Annotated in this window: 14 protein-coding genes; 7 read left to right on the forward strand and 7 right to left on the reverse strand. The window is 57.7% G+C overall.

From position 1 onward, the window contains the following. Position 1 precedes the first annotated feature (1 nt). Genes SM765_RS19600 through SM765_RS19625 form a run of 6 tightly spaced genes read left to right on the forward strand, consistent with a single transcriptional unit; the run spans position 2 to position 4,754 of the window. A complete protein-coding gene (locus SM765_RS19600; protein ID WP_368981709.1) occupies positions 2 to 697 on the forward strand; it encodes a TrbG/VirB9 family P-type conjugative transfer protein in 696 nt (231 codons plus the stop codon). Then, complete coding sequence (locus tag SM765_RS19605) at positions 694 to 2,073, forward strand: TraB/TrbI/VirB10 family type IV secretion system protein (protein WP_368981710.1); 1,380 nt, start codon at positions 694 to 696, stop codon at positions 2,071 to 2,073. Before SM765_RS19600 ends, SM765_RS19605 begins: the two co-directional genes overlap by 4 nt. Before the next feature lie 4 nt (positions 2,074 to 2,077). Further along, entirely contained in the window at positions 2,078 to 3,064 is a 987-nt protein-coding gene (locus SM765_RS19610) for an ATPase, T2SS/T4P/T4SS family (RefSeq protein WP_368981711.1), read from the forward strand. Beyond that, on the forward strand, positions 3,061 to 3,255 hold the full coding sequence (locus SM765_RS19615; protein ID WP_064260169.1) for a DUF4177 domain-containing protein: 195 nt from the start codon (positions 3,061 to 3,063) through the stop codon (positions 3,253 to 3,255). The genes SM765_RS19610 and SM765_RS19615 overlap by 4 nt, the downstream gene beginning before the upstream one ends. Further along, positions 3,252 to 3,665 (forward strand): hypothetical protein, encoded by a 414-nt coding sequence (locus tag SM765_RS19620; RefSeq protein WP_043755080.1) that lies wholly within the window; start codon positions 3,252 to 3,254, stop codon positions 3,663 to 3,665. The genes SM765_RS19615 and SM765_RS19620 overlap by 4 nt, the downstream gene beginning before the upstream one ends. 12 nt (positions 3,666 to 3,677) lie before the next feature. Next, a complete protein-coding gene (locus tag SM765_RS19625) occupies positions 3,678 to 4,754 on the forward strand; it encodes a TrbL/VirB6 family protein (RefSeq protein ID WP_064260170.1) in 1,077 nt (358 codons plus the stop codon). Positions 4,755 to 4,890: 136 nt separating this feature from the next. Here SM765_RS19625 and SM765_RS19630 read toward each other — a convergent pair whose 3' ends face one another. The 7 genes from SM765_RS19630 to SM765_RS19660 all read right to left on the reverse strand — a co-directional run bounded on the left by SM765_RS19630 (position 4,891) and on the right by SM765_RS19660 (position 18,532). After that, positions 4,891 to 5,583, reverse strand: a complete 693-nt coding sequence (locus SM765_RS19630; RefSeq protein ID WP_368981712.1) for a competence protein CoiA — start codon at positions 5,581 to 5,583, stop codon at positions 4,891 to 4,893. Positions 5,584 to 5,594: 11 nt separating this feature from the next. Further along, positions 5,595 to 7,802: a hypothetical protein gene (locus SM765_RS19635; protein ID WP_043754170.1), complete on the reverse strand. Its 2,208-nt coding sequence runs from the start codon at positions 7,800 to 7,802 to the stop codon at positions 5,595 to 5,597. Between the two features lie 95 nt (positions 7,803 to 7,897). Beyond that, complete coding sequence (locus SM765_RS19640; protein WP_043754075.1) at positions 7,898 to 10,069, reverse strand: DEAD/DEAH box helicase; 2,172 nt, start codon at positions 10,067 to 10,069, stop codon at positions 7,898 to 7,900. Between the two features lie 5 nt (positions 10,070 to 10,074). Then, positions 10,075 to 11,382, reverse strand: a complete 1,308-nt coding sequence (locus SM765_RS19645) for an ATP-binding protein (RefSeq protein ID WP_368981713.1) — start codon at positions 11,380 to 11,382, stop codon at positions 10,075 to 10,077. Then, complete coding sequence (locus SM765_RS19650; RefSeq protein WP_082917322.1) at positions 11,375 to 13,903, reverse strand: tellurite resistance TerB family protein; 2,529 nt, start codon at positions 13,901 to 13,903, stop codon at positions 11,375 to 11,377. Before SM765_RS19650 ends, SM765_RS19645 begins: the two co-directional genes overlap by 8 nt. A 415-nt stretch (positions 13,904 to 14,318) precedes the next feature. Then, a complete protein-coding gene (locus SM765_RS19655) occupies positions 14,319 to 17,393 on the reverse strand; it encodes an AAA family ATPase (RefSeq protein ID WP_368981714.1) in 3,075 nt (1,024 codons plus the stop codon). After that, positions 17,390 to 18,532, reverse strand: coding sequence for an exonuclease SbcCD subunit D (locus SM765_RS19660; protein WP_043754083.1), 1,143 nt, complete (start codon positions 18,530 to 18,532; stop codon positions 17,390 to 17,392). Before SM765_RS19660 ends, SM765_RS19655 begins: the two co-directional genes overlap by 4 nt. Positions 18,533 to 18,609: 77 nt before the next feature. Here SM765_RS19660 and SM765_RS19665 point away from each other — a divergent pair, with 77 nt between their 5' ends. Then, a complete protein-coding gene (locus tag SM765_RS19665; RefSeq protein ID WP_043754087.1) occupies positions 18,610 to 19,404 on the forward strand; it encodes a BrxR family transcriptional regulator in 795 nt (264 codons plus the stop codon). Positions 19,405 to 19,406 lie beyond the last annotated feature (2 nt).

Genomic DNA, 19,406 nt, shown 5'->3' on the forward strand with positions numbered 1-19,406 from the left:
GTTGTTGTTTATAAGATCGCTTATTTTTGTCATTGCCCTATTGCCCGGCCTCGCCTCTGCCGAAGCCATCCCGCGTGGCGGTCCCAACGACAGCCGAGTGCGCTTGGCCACCTACCAGGAGGGTCAGGTCTACCGTCTCAGCGTCTCGCTTACCCATGTCACCACGGTCGAATTCGGTGAGGGTGAAAGCATCCGCTCGATCATCGCGGGCGACACCGAGGGCTTCGAGATCGATGGCGTGCCGGGCGGGCAGGCCTTCGCGATCAAGCCCGTCGCGCGCGGGGTGCATACCAATGTGACAGTCTATACGAACCGCCGGAGCTACTACTTCAACGTCCACGAGGTCCGCAGCCCAACCTTCTACGTGGTGCAGTTCCGCTATCCGGAGGACGCTGCGCGCCCGACCCGGGCCATCGCCGCCCAAGCGCCGAACTACAATTACGGTGCCAGCGCGCGGACCGAGTTCACCCCGACCCGCGTCTGGGATGACGGGACGTTCACGTATTTCGCGTTTCCGCGGAACGCACCTGTGCCAGCGATCTTCCGCTACGCGGGCGGCCGCGAGCGCACGGTCAACACGCAAACCCCTGAAGACGGCGTGATCCGCGTCAGCGGCGTAGACCGCCAATGGGTCCTGCGACTTGGCGAAGAGGTGGTCTGCATCGAGGCGATCCCGCCCGCGGAGGCCGCCTCATGAGCGATACCGGGAACACCGAGCTGGAAAAACGCCTCGCCGCCCTTGAGAAAGGCAGTGCCCGCGCCCCCACGGCGGCGCAGCGCCGGTCGCCCCTTCTCGCGCTGATCGTGGTCCTCGTCATCGGCGCAGGTGGTGCCCTGCTTTATCTCCTCTCACAGCCCGACGAAGAGGAAGCCTTGCCGACGGCCACCCCGGACGTCTTCCAAAACGAAGGGGATGGCTTTGGCGCTATCGAGACCTTGCCCCCGCCCGAGCCCGAGGTTGTGTTCGTCGGACCAGACCCCGTTGAGCCCAACGCCGAGCTTCTGGCGCAGATCACCGCCCTGCAGGCCCAGATCGAGGAGTTGCGCAACGCCCCTGAACCAGTTGTCGAGGAAGACACCGCCGCCGCAGAGGCAATTGACGCGCTGACTGCTCAGATCGCGGCGCTACAAGCCGCCTCGGAAGCAGCACAGCAACGATTTCAGGACGAACTGACGGCGCGGGATCGCAGCCTTGAGCAACTCCGCATGGATCTGGAACTGGCCCAACTCGAGGCCAGCCGGCCCCAACCCGCCCCAGCGGGCCCCACGGAGGATGAGCTGCGCGCACGCGAGCAAGAGCGACTGCGCCGCGAGGAAGAAGCCCGGCGCATGGCCGAGCTGGAGCGCCGCGCCGCGGAGGAACGCGCCTTCCAGGAGCGGCGCATCGCCTCTCCCACCATCGCTTTTGGAGGTGCCTCAGGAGCGAGTGAAACGGCTCTGACCGAACGCACCTTCGGCGAGGTGACGGATTTCGTGCTGAACGGTGCATTGCCCTCCACCGTGACGCAGGCCGAGGTGATCGCCAATCCCTCCAACACGATTCTACAGGGCACCATGATCCAGGCCGTCATGGAAACCGCCCTCGACAGCTCCCTGCCCGGCCAGACCCGTGCCGTGGTGTCCGAGGACGTCTACAGCGTCGATGGCGCGCGCCTGTTGATCCCCCGCGGATCCCGTCTCGTCGGGCGCTACCGCGCTGGCGTCGATATCGCGCAGCGCCGCGTCACGATCGCCTGGGACCGGATCATCCTGCCCGCGGGCCAAACCGTCCAGATCAGCTCCTTCGGAGGTGATGAACTGGGCCGTTCTGGCGTCACCGGTTTCGTGGACACGCGTTTTGCCGAGCGTTTCGGGTCGGCCGCCCTGATCTCGCTGATTTCGGCCGCGCCAAGTGCCGCCGCCTCCGAGGTCCAGGATGAGACTGCCGCCGACGTTCTCGAAGACGTTGGCGATGATCTGGCAGATGCCACGGACAGCGTCATTGGCGATTACCTCTCCATCGGACCCGTCATCTATGTCGACCAGGGGGCCCGCGTGACAGTGATGGTCGACCGCGATCTGGAGATATTCTGAGCCCATGTCGCTGAGCTATCTCGAAACCTCGCTCGACCGGATCGACGCCGCCGCTCGCGACGATGTCATCGAGATCTGTATTAACCCTGATGGCACCTGCTGGGGCGAATTCCAGGGCGATCACTTCATGCGCGCGCTGGACCAGAGGCTTACGGGCGTTCAGGTCAGGGACCTCGGCAACCAGATCGCCTCCTCGGCCAATACCACGATGAGCAAGGACCGCCCCATCGTCTCGGTCTCGATCACCTACAAGGGGCGCCCGATCCGCGCACAGGTCATCACCCCGCCCGCCGTGCTCTCGGCCATGTCGATCAGCCTGCGGTTCTTCTCGAGCCTGCCACTCGAGGGCATCGCACTCGATTTCCTCTACGGAAAAGAGCGCAAGCTCGAAGACCTGCGCGTCGAAAAAAAGCGCGCCTTGCGCGCCGTGGTGGCCGCGGGTTTGATCGATGACGCGCTCGCCTTCTGCGTCGAGAACAAACTCAACATGATCGTCTCGGGCGGCACCTCCACCGGCAAGACCGTGGCCGCGCGCAAGATCCTATCTCACGTGCCATCCGAGGAACGCATCGTGACCATCGAAGAAGCCGCCGAGCTGCTGCCGACCCAGCCAAATGCAGTGACCCTCATCGCCAATCGCGACGCGGAATTCCAGACCGCCGATGTGCTTCTCACCGCCACGCTGCGCATGCGTCCCGACCGGATCATCCTGGGCGAAGTGCGCGGCAAGGAGGCCATGACCTTTCTGGAAGCCATCAACACCGGCCACGGCGGGTCCATGACCACGCTGCATGCCGAAACCCCGCAATTGGCCGTGCAGCGGCTTGCGATCGCAGCACTGAAGACCGAGATCCCGATGACCTATGCCGACATGATCCAATACATCGAGAATTCGATCGATGTGATCATCCAGGCAGGCCGGCATGACGGCAAACGCGGCATCACGGAATTCTACCTCCCCGGCGCTAATGAGATTGGAACTTCCCTATGAAGACCTTTGAATACGTTATCCTGTCCTTTCCCATGACCCGCAAAACCAGCCTTGCCGACATGCAAGCCAGCCTGAATGCCAAAGGTGCGGAAGGCTGGGAGGTGGTGTCGATCAGCTCCTCGGAATTCGCGAATGTTGGGCACACGGTCTTCCTGAAACGCGAAACGACCACCATCGGAGCCACGGCATGAGGCTGGCACGGCTAAGCGTTGCTTTGACCGGAGTGGCCCTGAGCCTACTGGCTGTCCCCGCCTTCGCCGAGCGCAATCTAGTGCCGACGCTCGATCGCAGCTTCAACGTCTGTCCGGACCGGCCCGCTGAGCCCAGCTGGATGCAAGGAATCCCCCTGCGCCAAGCCTATCAGCGCGTATTGGTCCAGGACATCTATCGCGCCCAAAACCTCGAGCGGATTGTCGAGTCCGGCAGCTGCGATTGCGAGACCCGGTTCCCATCTTGGGACGCAGCTGAGGCGGTGTTTCGTGAGCGCCACGCCAGTGGCGAACGCTGGGAAATGCTGGAAGCTTCCGAAACCTACAATCGACGCGCCAACGACGTTCGCCTCGAGGCCAAAGCCATCTGCGACGCTGCGGGCAATTGGTAAGGCTGATCCCCGATGAGCGTCGTCACATATTTCGTTGAAACCTCCCAAGGCTATCTCGACACCGCGGCGGAAACCCAGTTCGGTTCCGTTGCAGCTACTGTCGGCACGCTTCTGGTGCTGGGAACAACATTGGTGGTGATCCTTGTGTTCCTCAACATGATCTACCAGTACAAGGCGATGGACGGGCGCACGGCATTCTGGCTCGCGGTCAAGATCGGACTGATCGGGATATTCGCGACTAACTGGGTGCAGTTCAACGCGCTCTCATCCGCCATCCTTGCCGGGATCGACAGCATTGCAGGGGCGCTCGTGGCCTCGGTCGGTGGTGGGACTCCCGGCCCTTCTGGTACCTTCGCCGAAGAATTCGACCGGTTGATCGCCGAGTTGGGGGACTATTTGAATGCCGCTGGTTCCGAGTTGAACTGGATGGCAGGGGCCATGCTCGACATTGTCGGGGTGCTGCTGCTTTCCATCCTCGGCGGGCTGGCCGCCTTCATTCTCGTGGCCTCGCGTTTGATGATCGCGCTTCTGATCGGGATCGCGCCGGTCATGATATTCCTGACACTCTTCGAGGTGACCAAAGACTACTTCGCGCGCTGGCTGTCGGCGCTGGTTTCCTTTGCGCTCTACCCCATCGTCGTCGCCGGCGTGTTCGCGACAATCACCGGCGTTTCCTCCGCACTCATCGGCGAGCTTGGCGATCCGGAAGGCGCCTCAAACATCGGCGCGCTCATTCCCTTCTTCATGATGGTGCTCATGGCCAAGGGCTTCATCATCGCAACGCCCTTCATCGTTCGCGCGATCTCCGGCAACATCATGATGCCCGCCCTCTCCGGAGGTCTCGGCGGGGGCTACAGCTTCGCCCGCGCCGCCATGGGCAGCCAGCAGGCCTACAACCGCTATCTGATCGGCGGTGCCAGTGGCGCGGAATATGCCGCCCTTAGAGCGCGGCAGTTCTTTGGTGTGCAGCAGATGCCAGTGCGGCAAGGCATGGGGCAGACCGGACAGGCAAGTGGCACTGGGTCACCTGGGGCAGGGTCTCAAATGCTGGCTCAACTGGCCCGGTTGGGAAGGCTGGGGCGGCGGTGACGGGCAAATGTGAAAAACCCTCCAAAACCGCAAAGGTATCGCTGGTGATCTGCCACGGGCTGTATGCATATCCAAAGGTTTGACTATATTAAAATAGGATTGCCAGCAAGAACGACTGCTTACCGCCTGACTTTTATTAGAATCCTCTACGCCTTCGATAACCACGCTGGGTGGGTTCTGCGAACTGAACCACTGGCAGCGGCCTCCCTTCACAAATCAACCTAGCGAACTCCACCTTTGGGAAGTCGAAGAGATAGCGGCTTCTGCCTTGTGCGGCTGTCAGCAAGCATAGATTTTCGCCGCCAAAGTCAAATCCGACAATCTTGCCCAATGATCCCCATTCTTTGAGAAGCCGTGTTTCCTCGCAATAAACGGTGTAGATATCTACGCCGTCGAACCGTTCCGGATAGTTTTCTGACAGCATCCGTTCATATTGGGTCAGATCAGTTGGGCGGCGGGTTCCATCGATAATCCAAATCACTTGACCGTAGAAATCTGTGCGCTTTCTTACCTCATCCGACTTGATAGCAGAGTGCTGGAACTCGATCACAAGGTCATAGGGTGTTTTGATATCCGCAATATGAAGCTCGCCAGTTTCATCGCGAGCTGGCAACTCTTGCCAGTCGGTAAAAAACCGGTTCTTCCAGTCGCGATGCCACTCGGTTTCGTTTTCCCACCAATGATCACAATGATGGCGGCCTTTGTGCGCCCAATGCCAGACCTTCTTGGTACCGCATCGAGCTAGCATGGCGGCATTGCAGCCTGGGCAGTAGCCCAAGGCACCAGGCGTCGCCTCAACTCGTTGACCATTCAAAAGTGCAAAACGCATTCCGATCACGCCTAGTTCAAATCTGACTTTACGTTCTGGTACAACGTCACTAACTCGGCCATGCCCATGTCTAAGATTGGCTCATACATAAAGGAATTGAGATGTATGTTTGCTGGCGTGATTAGATTGACCCGGCGTAGAAGGCCTATTTTTTCAGCTTCGTTATTAAACAAGTCTTTGAATTTCTGAAATATTTTCCCTGTTTGTTTATTCGAAACATCATATTCAGCCTCCGCAGAACGGATCTTTGCGACCATGTATCGCTCGGCTCGCATTCTGATCGCGATTGACAGAGCGATCTTGTGCTCAAGATTGATGCCATCGGCAACTTTTTCACACTCATCGGCGGTCGCGAAAAGATGCTCAATAACTGGCTGCGTCAGATCAACATCGGGGAATGTACACCCGGCCAAATGGCGTTCGAACACGTCCTTGTAATCCTCGATGGTGAGGGCTTCCGTTTCATCTTTGAAGTGGAGCATCCTGGTAAGCTGCAGGTAGTCAGCATTAGGATTCCCATCGGCATCTTTGGGGCCAAGCGTGTATTCGATTAAATTACGTAAGAACGGTATATAGGCAATTAGAACTGACGGTTCGGCCAACCTGCCTTGCCACTTACGAAACGGACTCTGGATGTCCGTCCGCTCGAATGGCTCAAGCTTGATCCCGTCATCAGATCGAAACGCCAGCCGACACTGATGTGCTGGACAGATATCTCTGCTTGAAACTGTTCGAAGGAAATCGAAGTTGTGAGTCAGAACGATGGCAAGGAAATTAGTGTCTTCGGTCTTGGTCACATCCTCTAAGAAATCAATGATCGCGAACTTGTTTTTGTAGTCAAACGAGTCAGAAATGTCGTCAAAGACAAAGAGGGTCTTGGTGCGGTTCTTCCATCGCACGAACACCTCATACATGATATCAAGGATGTAGAGTGCGCGACTTTCACCTGTGCTTAGCGCTCGGAGCAGCTCTTGCTTTTCGGATGAAGCGTAACGCCTCTCTTCACCTGAATCTTTGATGATGAAAGCAATCGAAGGAGCACTTCCTTTGAGGATCGCATCGGCCTTATTTTCAACGGAAAGTTCAAACGGCAGGTAGAGAAAGCGACGATTGAAGTCTGCCACTACAGCGTCCCAATCACCTCTGCTGCTGTCCGCGTCTGCGATGATTTCAGCGAGAGCACTTTGACCAGCTCGATACTCGGATACGAGCGCTTTGTATTCATCAAGTGCAGCCCGAAGATATTGCATCCAAAGGTCACGTTTCAGGCCCTCCCGGTCGTTGAGCATGGGCAGAAGGTGTTTGTTATCTGTGATATAATCTCGGAAAGCCTGCAGCTCCTTGTTTTTGAGCTTTGAATTGAATGTGTCAAATTTCTTCGCCACCGCCTTATCGTTCAAGACGCGAAGCTTCTCCTCTTCGATTCGCTCGCGAAGAGATTGGTCCGATGAAACCTCTTCCTTCTGATCCGTTTTTTCATCCGCCAAGCTGATGCTGTGTCCAGCGTTAAAAAAGTTGTTCGCTTCGAGCTGCTGCTGAACCTGGGCGACATTGTGATACTGAAAATCCCTTCGAAGGATTGGCGATTGTTCGGTTATCTCGTCATACTTTTGCGCAAAGTCTTCGACCGCAGCCGCCACATCTTCACTGGCAAGGAATTGCTGAACTTTTGGGTCATACAGGATTCTGTAGTCGGCTTTGCCGAGGTCCGATTGATGAAGTTCGTTGAGCTCGTCCTCAATCGCAGAAAGTGCCTCATAGTAGCTGCGGCCAAATACATCCTCTATAATCGGGTCTAAGTTTTCCCGTGATCTTTCTCCAAACCCCGCAGCGTTCCTGAGAGCTTTGTCCAAAGCCTTCTTTGCTTCGCCAATCGACTGATGGATTCCCTCGTACTTCGCTCTGAGTTCGGCGTTCGCAAGAAGAGTGGACACCTGACTTGAAGAGAATTTGTCATCGTAGGATTTAACGACGAAAATTTCCTCTTTCTTAATGGCTTCGCCATTCAGGGTGATCTCACAAGTAGGTTCGCGATTCGGGAAGTGCAGGTCCTTCGGCGAATTGCCTTCCGAAAGGTCCATCATTGTCTTCGCAAGCGATGTTTTCATAACACCGTTTGGAGCGTAGATCGCGTAGCCTTTGTGCTTAAACTCCAGCTCTGCCTCGAGTTTTCCAATTCCATAGCAATATCTTAAATTTATGTTCAGCTTATCAGCCACGACATTCTCCAAATGATCTCTGCGCCCCAAAAGGCCATTGCATTTGGCCCTAGCGGCTCAGAGCATGCAAGGAAACAACCTCTGCTTCCCACCGCTCATGCCTGAATTATCCTTTCAACCAACGTTGGAAGAATTTGAGGAACAAGCTTCGAACTGGCTGCATCCAACTCCAAGAGCGGCTTCGACAGGTACGGATGAAACTTCTCAGACATGAAGTTACCTGCTCCCGCGAACAGATCAACGGGTTCGCCAGATCGAATATCTGCCAGCACTGAGCGTAGATCTGGTGTTTCGTCCCCGGTCTGCACCATCAGAAACCCGTCATGCTGTTCGACCAAGAACCCCATACTTCTGAGCGCTAGCGCCAAGGTTGACGTCTTAACCGTCCCAGCCCGGGTTGCAATGATCGATGCATGCTCGCCAAGACTGTGGATGTTCTTGGTCCGGAACCCGAGTCGCTCATAGTGGGCGCGCGCTTCGTCAAGCATCGCTAGCGAAACGGGCTCCATGTAGGGTGGACTGATATCCCCCTCCAGCACGGTGAACATCCGGTCTATCACCTCGTCATGAATGTCCCCCGCATCTCCGCCGAAGACAGGAGGCACACCGGCCTTCGCGGGTTTGACCACGATGACCTTTTCAAGATCATGGATCTCTTGAACCACCCAACGCCGCCCAGAAAATATCAGCAGCATCCCAGGCGCAAGAACATTGTCGATCGGCAGGGTTCCAAGATCCCGCCCCTCTGCAACCAAACGGAATTCCTCAGGTGTCTGGAACACCGCATAGAAGCTGTAATGCTCAACCAGCTTTTCGCCTGTCGGTCCCAGAAGTAACAGCCCGCTCCCGGACTGTTCGATCAAGCCGGTTTCTGGATGTCCAATTGCACGCAACACATCTGCGAAGACTCCGGTCGTGACCTTTCGGAAGGGGCCTTCGCGGCAGAGCACGTTGTATACCACACTTGCGGACGCACCGCCGCGCTGCGCGATGACTGACAGTATCTGATGGACGAGCGTCGAGAGATGAAGCGCCTGCGGTTTTGGTGGTTCGCACCAGCCTTCAAGCAACAGGTCTATCATCGCGATGGACCTAATCAGGCCGAGGCGAAGACGATCCACGAAACTGCTCTCCGGCGTCAATTTGGCTTCGACAGCGTACTGCCTGAGAATGGCCGGTTGTCCTTCACGCCGGCCTGACCGGCCAAGCCGTTGTCGCAAAGCCGCAACGCTGAATGGCGCACCGATTTGAGCCACGCAGGTCACGTCACCGATGTCGATTCCAAGCTCAAGCGTTGACGTGCATACTGCGGTTGTCGGTCTCGCAGGGTCCTTCAAGCGCCGCTCAACGAAGTCACGGTGTTCTCGGGAGAGGCTCGCGTGGTGGGGATAGAATTCCTGTGGCAGGTGCTCCCGTTCGCAAAGCTCCCGCAACCGATCTGCGTAAATCTCGACCCGTTGGCGCGCCCCGGCGAAGACCAGGTTGTCACTGCCTCGAAGATGCTTGAACAGATGGGCTGCTATGGCGTCAGTTGCGGATGGACTATTGTCATCTTCATCGCCTGAGAGGTAGCCGCGAAGCTGAAGCTTCAATTCAGCTTCGCCGCCATTTGCTTCGATCAGCTGGACAGAGCTTGCTGCGTCAGGGCGAAGATAGGCCTTGGCGAGGTCCATGTCCCCCAGCGTCGCTGACAGACCTATCCGACGGACTGGCCGCTTTATCGCAAGCTCGAGCCTTGTGAGCAGTGAACGAAGCTGAACACCGCGTTCGCTGTCCAGGACTGTGTGCAGTTCGTCGATAACGACCGCCCGCGTGGCCCCAAACAGGCGAGGGATTTCCAAACCGCGACGAATTAAAAGCGCCTCAAGGGACTCTGGGGTTATCAGCAGGATCCCTTTCGGAGATTTCAACGCCCGCGTCTTGACGGATTGCGAGACATCCCCGTGCCAGGGAATAACCGGAAGCTCTGCTTCTTGGCACATGCCCTCCAGCCGCATGGCCTGGTCCGTGATCAAGGCTTTCAGCGGACCGATGTAGAGCAGGTCGAAGCCGGTGCCGTCGGACGGCTCGTCAAGCACCTGTGAAATCAACGGCAGGAACGCCGCCTCGGTCTTTCCGCCCGCCGTGGACGCCGCAACGATCAAATCGGTATTGGTCTCGCAGATCGTCCGGATGGATCGCGCCTGGATGTCGCGAAGTTCGCGCCATCCTTGCTGGCGTATCCATTTCTGCACAGGTCTCGCCAGTTTGTCGAACGCACTGCTCATCGGCGTCAGAGCTTGAAGCTGATCAGATCATCGTCACCGGGGTCTTGGGCACCAGTCGACTCGTCTACCTCGGTCATGTCTTCGCCGAGGTCTTCGGAGACTTCGATCTTTTCGATCAGATCGCTCCACTCGACACCGGGGTTTTGCTCGAGCACGGAAAGCAGGTTCACGAAGGCCGTCACCGTATTGCGCGGGGTGCGGAAGTAAGCTTCACCGATCCGGTCCGAGCAATGCGCCATGAATGCCTCGAGTGCGGCGTCCGGCACAACACTGGCATCGTCCTGCATGATCCGCCGGACATTGGCCAGAAGTACGAAAAGGTCTTCAGGGGTCAGGCTGGCGAGCCGGACAACCGGTCCTGAAAGGTCGACCAATCCGTCTCGCGCGAAGGTATTTTCGGCCAAACGCGACTGAAGGGCTTCGTAGCTATAGAGCCCACGACGGGTGTTCATCAGAAACTCCGGGGTTCCACCCATGAGAAATCCGAGGTTCTCGGCGCTACCCTGCAGCACATCGTTCAGGATCCGGAGGATCTGTTCATAGTTTGCATTGCGGGCCTGCGACGAGGTGAGCTTGTAGAGGTTCACCATCTCGTCGAGGCCGACGAGCAAGCCTTTGTAACCGGCCTCGCACACAAATGCCGACATAAGCTTCAGATGGTCATAGACACTGGCGTCGTCGATGATCGTTCGCACACCAAGCGCCTTGCGCGCGTCGGTGCGTGTCGCGAACTCGCCGCGCAGCCATCTCAGGGCTGCGGATTTCAACTCGTCGTCGCCGGTCTCATGGCCTTCCCAATATCGACGGATGACTTCGGCGAACTCAAACCCTCCGGTAAGTTCTTCAAAGTGGCCAAGGCGTTCACGAATGACGGTCCCAGTGGGCAAATCCCGTTCTTCAGCATCTCGGTGAGCTTGGCTGACAAACCGTTCCACCACGCTGGCCAATGCCCCGCCATCGGGCTTTGTCCGCGTCGAGAGGTTTCGGGCCATCTCCGCATAAAGCCCCCGAGCTTGTCCGCCGGTCGCGTGAATGCGGCGATCCGGCGCCAGATCCGCGAACATCACGACCAGGCCTTTCTCCAAGGCCACGAGGCGAATCAGGTTCATGAAGAACGTCTTGCCCGATCCGTATTCCCCGATGATGAACCGGATCGCCGATCCGCCATCTGATATCCGGTCCATGTCCTTGACGAGCTCTTCAATCTCCCGGACGCGGCCGACCTGAATATGGCGCAAACCGAGCTTGGGCACGACCCCGGCCCGAAGCGCCTGTACGATTGCATCGCGTTCACGTGGTTTCAACTTAGACATCCCTGCCCTCCGCACTCATCTTTTCTTTTACCGCCTCCGCAATCTCCGGAGACACGTCATATCCATCATACTCGTCGAGAAGCGCTTCATCGTAGGTCTCAAAAGCCCATTCATTCACGACTTCCAGTGCCCCGGACGCCATCAAGCCATGCGAGGCGCAGATCGTCTCGAACTCCGTTTCAGACCAATGCTCACGAGTAACTAGTTCGAGGACAAGGGCGCCGTGTTTCGAGTCAAGCCCCGCCAGCTGGCTTTGGCTGGCGGGCCCGGACGCACCACTTTCTTCCTCTTCGACGTCGAAAATCTGCCCAAGGACAGACGACACGCGCTCAGTGTCCGAACGGATTGCTGCGATCCGCGACGCGTCGAGTTTGGGTCCGCTGGCTTTTTCAAGCTCGGGTATCGCTTCGCCCGGGCGACCTGGTTGCGACGCACGAACAGTGCGGGGACCATCCGAAACTTCGCCAGCATGCAGGTCCGAGTAGGCCAGCGCAGGATCAAGGCCCAAAGCCTTGTAGACTTTCTCGATGCTTGCGACTTCGTCGGAGTGAATAATGCCATCGGCATGTGCTGCACCAACCAGCGCTGCCCGCATGGCGGCCTGGTTGTCTTGGCCCACCTCCTTCAGTTTCCGTCGCAGAAGCGCCATGTCCGGTGGCACGGCTAGGAACCATTCAAGGTTTGCACGCAGCCTGCGGCGTTCCTGATCGCTGAGGGTCGCGGCAGAAACCTGATCTTCCAACGCCCTGCGTTCAGGCTCCGCGATGCGACCATCCGCATGGGCGACGAACGACCCAAGTGCCAATTCGATCAAGGCGCTTCGATAGCTGTCGGAAACTTCCTCCAGTCTTTCGATGGGTTCACCCAGACTAAAAAGCACAACGGGCTCCTCCGCCTTGGGCGACCGGAGAGCAAACCGAGGGTCGGGTGCCAGACCGAAACCGAGGCGCGCGAGCGCGTCGGCGGCTCCAGTCATTTGCCGTTTCCCGATCTTCTCGTTCGTTTCTCCCTCCAGACGCCCGATCACCTCCTCAAGCGGCACCAATCCCCCCCGATCGACAATATCGCTTGCCCAAGATTTCAAGTGGTCCATTTCCTCTGATGGGAAGGCATCCCACAGTTCAGAAGGCAGCAAGGCATGCGCTTCAACGCTTCCGCGACCATCAGGATTTCGGCCCAAGAAGCGACTGAGCTTGTCGAGATCGTTCATCACCTCGTCAGCCAACTCCTGGGCAATCTCGACCGGTTTGCGCAGGCCGGAAATATCCGGGACCGGCTTGCCATCAACGGTTGGGTTGGCAGACCCCTGAAACTCGCTGGAGGCGGCGCGATAGGATGCCGTGAGTGATTTCCGGGGTTTTGTCACTTTGAGCCCATCAGGAAAACGCCGATCAAACCGCATACGGAAAAGAGCGGCGAACTCGTCACGGCACCGCGTCGCGGGAGTTCTCAGATTTGTTTCCGGATGGCAGATGAACCAACTCAGCAACCAGTCAGCCGTCAGGTTCTCGCCTTTGTCGATCTGGGCTCCGATTGCGTATTTGAGTGAGAACGGAAGTTCCCAGCCCTGCTTCTCGAAAATCGGCTCGATAGCGTCAAGGTCGGTTTCGGCAATCATTGCGATATCGAGGAACTCGCCCAAATACCGCCTGACGGAATGGTTATCAGGGTAGAGTGACTGCAGCCGCCGAACTTCCTGGACGATCTCCTTTGCATCTTCGTTCGACTGATCGACGAAGAAGCGACGCTCCAGCCCGTAGAAGTACAGGAACATGTAGCCGGGGTTATAGGAGGCGTCGCTTCGCCCAGTTGCCAACCACTCCAAGTAGGTTGCTCGACACTGGGGTGAGATATCCGAGTATCCGGGCCAATACGGCATGCCATCGCCAGCCTTGTCCCTGCCCGAGCGCGCGACCGGCAGGGATGGATCGATATAGGCTCGGCATTTGTCGCGATACCCGTAAGAGTTCAGCAAGGGAGGCGTGCCAACATAGACCATCCCGCCGATGTTGCGACCGGCGACGCTAGCTGTTTCGCTAGAGGGGACCCACCCGCTTTTCTTTGTTCGGGACGACCTGCTCGATGCAACTCGCCCAGATTGTTTTCTTTCAGCGGCTGCCGCAAGAGCTGGCGCCGCAGACTTTCCAGCGCGAACGATCTCAGCGTAGTCCTGCTTCGGTGGGGAATAGGCTTGAGTCGCAGCCGATGCTCTGGAAACATTGGCTTCGCGAGTTCGTTCGCGTTCACGCTCGACACGTTTTTCATATGCATTTGGAGGCGCTACCAGCGCTGAATTCGTTTCTGTTGTTTCCGAACTCTTTGCGCCGCCATTTGTAGCGGCAATTTTTCTAGATCGCCGCCTTTCTTGCCACCAAACCAAAAAGATGGGCGCTCCCAATGCAAAAAGAACTTGGCTGCCGTCCGACCATGACTGCAATGCAAGTGCAATAATTAACAAAGCAGCAAAGAAATAAATCGCTAAAAAAAATGTAACGCGAAAAACCTTCCATACAAGACTCATCAATAAAATCTCCTAACTGGCCAGTTCGATCTCAAGAGAACGGCGCCCGCCTCTCAACCTCTAGGCGATTTTTCTCTGCTAGAACAATCGAATCCCCAGTGGGGGTGCACATTTCACCAGTTTTCGAAGAGGTCAGGCGTGTTCGTGTCACGCACTCGGCTCAAACCTTCGCCAACATGCAAACATGGGTGCTTGATCCTATACAATCCCTTCGCGCCCTCAAAATGAGCGCTGCCACCATTGGGCATACGGACCGTGACCACGTCTGCACCGCATATGGGGCACTGATGCCGGAAACTGCGCTGGCGCTTTGCATTCGAAGAAGACAGTAAGACCCAGCTTTCTCGAACGTCGGTAGTGCCACCATTTGGCAAGCGCCGCGAATGAGCTCGCCGTCGAAACCAACGAGGAACCATCAGACCACTCCCCTTTCCTCAATACTACTCCCAGACATCCCTTTTCTGACATAGAAGCCGTTTGGGATCGCCTCCTGGACGAGCGGTACATGCGAAATCAGACCCACCGCACGGTTCTGTCGGACGATAGAGTTGAGGACCTGTAGGACTTGGTCGAGCGTGCCGGACCCGTTTTCGGTGTCGAGGCTTCCAAACCCTTCGTCGATAAAAATCGTGTCGAGCCGGACCTTGCCGCTCGCCGCTTCGACCACGTCGGCAAGACCCAGTGCGAGAGCGAGTGCTGCAATGAACGTCTCGCCGCCTGAGAGTGTGCTTGTAGCGCGTGATTTCCCGGTGTGCGCGTCAAACACCTGTGTTCCAAGGCCTCGCTTACCTCGCCCTCCATTCTCCATCTCGCGCTCAAGACTATACTGATAGTTTGTCATTGGGCCGAAGCGTAAGTTTGCCGCTTCCAGAATCTGGTCGAACATCGCGCCTATCGCGAATGTCTCCAGGGTCAGTCTTTGCGAGTTCTGCCCGTTCACCAGCGCAGCTAGTCCGCGCAGCGGGCCTGATACCGCTTCGGCTTCGTCAAGCTTGCGCAGCGTCTCTTCAATCCCCTTTCTAAGCCGATCCAAATGATCGACACGGGTCTGGGCGGCGATGCGTTCTTCGGTCACCCTGCCGAGTGCCTCAGCATGGGTCTGGTGCGTTTCCCGCAGCGCTTCGATGTCAGGCCGGGGCATGCCTTCAATCGCAGAGGTAGCATCTGTGACTGCATCAGACGCACTCTTGTGCTCACGCCGGTAGGTCTCGACCGTTTCTCTATCTTCATTGAGAGTTTCGATGGCTGACTTGAGAGACTGAAAGGCCTCTGCTGTGAGGCCAGCTCCAGCCAGTCTCGTCCGGAAGACCTCAACCGCCTTTTGATGGCGCGCCTTACAGTCCACGAGCGCCTTATTTGCGCTTTCAATATCCTTATCCGCGCCGAGTGCCATTTCGCGCGCGGATTTCAGCGCTTTGTCTGCCGCGATCCGCGCCGCCTGAAGTGACTCCAGCGACTCGGTCACCTTCTTCAGTGTGGCCGCGAGCGCCGTGACATCGCGCAGGTCCTCAGGCACCTCGGCAAGCTTGCCGTCGCGAGTCGCCTTGGCCTCAGTAGCCTTGTTCCGCCGCTCATCGAAGCTGTCCCGCAACTCATCGCGTTTCCGCTCCAGTTCCTCGACCTGCCGTCCCAGTTCCTCAATCCCGGCCTCCGCGGCAAGGATGTCGACCCGGGGACCAAGCGCTGCGAGTGCTGCGTCCTCACGACCGATCTGCGCCGCGATGACGTCCGCACGCGCCTCTGGCGGCTCAAGGGTGGACAAGCGTTTCCGTCGCTCGTCAAGCGTCGCTTGCACGCCGACCAGTGCTTCGCCGGCTTGCCGGGCTTCGCGATCGGCGGCCAGCCATGCTTCTCGTGACTCTCGGAATGCCTTGTCCAGGCCGGCACTACCGATCTCGCCAGTCGCCGGCGCAGGATGTTCGGTTGCGCCGCAGACCGGACATGGCGACCCTGCTTCCAATCTCGTCGCGAGGTGAAGCGCCTGTGCTGCCGCTAGATCCCGTTCGGCCGTCTCATAATCATCTCGCGCCTTCTCGGCCTTTCCGGCCGCAGCTTCCGACGTCCGCAGTTGTTCTGCGACAGCGTCCTGAGCCGTTGCGACATCCTGCAAAGCGCCCTCGTAGGACTTGGCTGCCAGATGCCGTTTTTCGAGTTCTGCGCGCCGATCCGCGATCTCGGCGCGCTTCGCCTCCGTTTCGCGCGCAGCTTTTAGCTCTGCGCTTTTCGAGGTGCGCTTCTCCTGCAGTTCGGTCAGTTGTGCCTTTGCTGCCTGAAAAGCGTTGTCGGCGTCTCGCTGCTCTTTCAGCGCGGTTTCGACTGCCTTATTGCTATCGGCCGCTGCCTCGAGGATTCGACCATACCTCTCCAGTTCATCACTTCTCCGGCGCAGGGTTTCGACCTCATCGGCACGATCGTCCTCGCGCCGGAGCGCCTCTGCCGCCTTTTCTGCTTCTCTGGAAGCAAGCTCGCTGGCCTCGTCAGCCTTCTTGCGCGCACCCTCGGCTTCACCAACCTCACGTTCGGCATCCCCTACTCGTTCCTCGACATCGATCAGACCGCGTGCGCGCTCGGCTTGTCGGACCTGCTCAGAAAGCGTCTCGACATCGCCCTTCTGCGCCTCAAGTGCGCGAAGCCGTTCGTTCATCTTTTCGGCCGTCGCGAATTTTTCTTCGATCGCCTCCGCCTGACGCACTGCTTTCTCGGCAGCTTCCGCCGTCGCCTTCCCGGTTTCTTCGTTCGCGCGTAGCTCTGCGCATTTCCCAGTTGCGGCTTCGATGCCCGAAATCAGTGCATCAGTGCTTTCGAATCCTTCTGCGGCGAGCTGTCTGGCGCATAGCGCACGTTCATCCCGCACCTGCCGTTCAGCCTCATCGGCTGCCGACTTGAGATCGGCCATGAGCTTCTCGTACAGCGAGACATCGAAGAGTTCTCGCAGGATTTCGAGGCGCTCTTTCGTCTTGGCCGAAAGGAATTTCTCGAAGCGCCCTTGCGGCAGGAGGACGATCTGGCGAAATTGCTCGGAGCCATATCCAAGCATCTCAACAACAGCCGCGTCGACGTCGCGCACCTTCTTCTCGGCCAAGATCTTGCCCCGTGCCGCATCTGTGATTGCGTCCAGCGCCATTCCGGTCGCATCGAACAGGTAAGCTTCGTGTGCGCTCCGCGTCTCGCCTTCACCGCGTGCCTTGGGCCGCATCTGGTCGGGTCGGCGAAGCACAACATATCGCCGCTCACCAATGTCGAACACGAACTCCGCCTCGGTTATTATATCCGGATCTGCGTGATCCGAGCGCAACGAAGGAGCGTCTTGCTCTGCCTTCGCCGCTTCGCCAAAGAGCGCAAAGGTCATCGCGCTGAAGATGGTCGATTTACCTGATCCTGTTTGTCCGTAGATGCCGAAAAGACCCGCCTCGACGGCATCCCGAAAGTCGATAACCACCCGACCTGGATAGGGACCGAACGCCTGAAGTGTTAGCCGAACCGGTCTCATTGGACATCCTCCGCCTCACACAGGCGACCGAGTGCCGACGCTACGACCTCCAGTTCCTTCTCTGAGAACCCTTCGTCCCGCACGTGTTCAACGAAGTCGCCAATGACTTCGACAGGGTTCGCGACCGCCAGGGCACGTCCCGTTAAAGACTTTACTTCTTGCGCCTGTTCATCCCGCTCGTAGATAAGTTCACAGGCGTTCGGGAACACGTCGCGGATGCGCTTCATTCCATCGATCACAGGCGCATCATCGGTAAGCACGGCTTTGATAAAATCGTCAGATCGATCTGCGAGGAGAAGTTCTGCGTGACGTCCCTTCAAGACGCGCACTTGGCGAATGGGTGTGAAAGGAATGATCTCAATCGTGGTTTGCCCGACTGCATCGATCTCGACGAGGCTCATCGACTTCTGGCAGTCAGATTCATCAAACCCGAAAGCTAATGGCGATCCCGAGTACCGGATATGAGGGGCACCAACCGATTGCGGCCGGTGCAGATGGCCAAGAGCCACATAGTGGGCACCCTCGAACACGGCCGAACTGACGGTCTCGATGCCGCCGACCCTAGTGAGAGGTCGTTCACTTTCGCTGCTCGAAGCCCCGGCTACGAAAGCATGCGAAACGACGACCCAACGCGTACCATCGGGAATGTTACGCCGACCGCAAGCCACCTGAGCGGCGAGAACGTCCTCGGGCGCGTGGAGAGCTTCGTCGGAAAAACATTCACGGGCGGCATACTCGTAGGCGAACGGCAACCCCGTGAACGCCACAGGTCCGTGGGCGTCCGTAAGTAACAGCGGCTTCTCGTCCGCACTGATAGCCCCACGTATCAAAGCGCGTCGTGTGTCTGTCATGATCGCCATGGATGCGATTCGATCACCAGAGTCGTGATTGCCGGCGATCATCACCACGGCCGCGTCGGTCTCTGAGGCAACGCGCGCCAAGAACCCATTGAACTGTCGCACGGCAGACGTCGGCGGGGCAGCCCGGTCAAAAATATCTCCTGCAATTACAAGAACATCAACGTCGCGAGAGGTGATCGCCGAAACGATCTGGTCGAGAATTGCTGCGTGATCGGCATCAAGAGGAATCCCGTTGAACTGACGCCCGAGATGGAGGTCGGCGGTGTGGAGAATCCTCATGGCAATAACTCGTATATTTTTTATTCGTATATTTTCTAGATGGACATACAGGCCAGAGTCAAGGTAGGGATGCGCACATGAAGCTCGACGACCTCAAACATGCGCAGAGAGAGCGCCTGATCTTTCTGGACCGCTGCCTGACTTGGCGGGGTATGGCAAACCGCAAGGATCTGATCGACCACTTCGGTATTTCGACCGCGCAGGCAGCGCTGGACTTCCGTGTCTATCTTGGTCTCGCGCACAGTTCACCGCCGACCTATGATCCGGTGCGAAAGACATACATAGCTGCGAGCGAGCACGAGGCATTGGCACCATCCGGCCTGACCGAAGCATTCGATATCTTGGCGGGCGTCGATGAAGACACGCCTTCGTCCGCGTTGCCGCGACCGGAACGGAAGGCAGATCAAAGGACCATCGCGTTTCTTCATCAAGCAATCAGGTCGGGGAACGCCGTCCACGTCCGATACACATCAATGTCGTCCGGTGCCGACGAAGGGCAGTGGATCGCACCGACCCGCTTCACGTCCGATGGTGAAAGCGTGCACTTGCGTGCCCACAGTTTCAAACGCGGTGAATATCGGAACTACCTCCCGATCCGCATCGATCCTGACAGCTCGTTCGAGGAGAAACCCATAGACAAGCCTCTGCCGGAGGACGTGGACTGGAATACTCGAGCAATCATTTGGCTGCGACCAAAAACAGGACTTTCAGATGAGCAAGCAAAGGTCGTCAGACGTGAATTCGGCTTTGAAGGCGAATGGCTCCGTGTCGAAACCAGAAAAGCGCTGGAATTCTTTTTTGATCGTCGATGGGGGTTGGATACCGTAGGTGCACGGCTTGAGCGCGCGAAAACGGACTACGAACCAATATGATA

The sequence above is a fragment of the Pseudophaeobacter sp. 1A09344 genome (genome assembly GCF_041008745.1).
GTDB classification, from domain to species: domain Bacteria; phylum Pseudomonadota; class Alphaproteobacteria; order Rhodobacterales; family Rhodobacteraceae; genus Phycobacter; species Phycobacter gallaeciensis_A.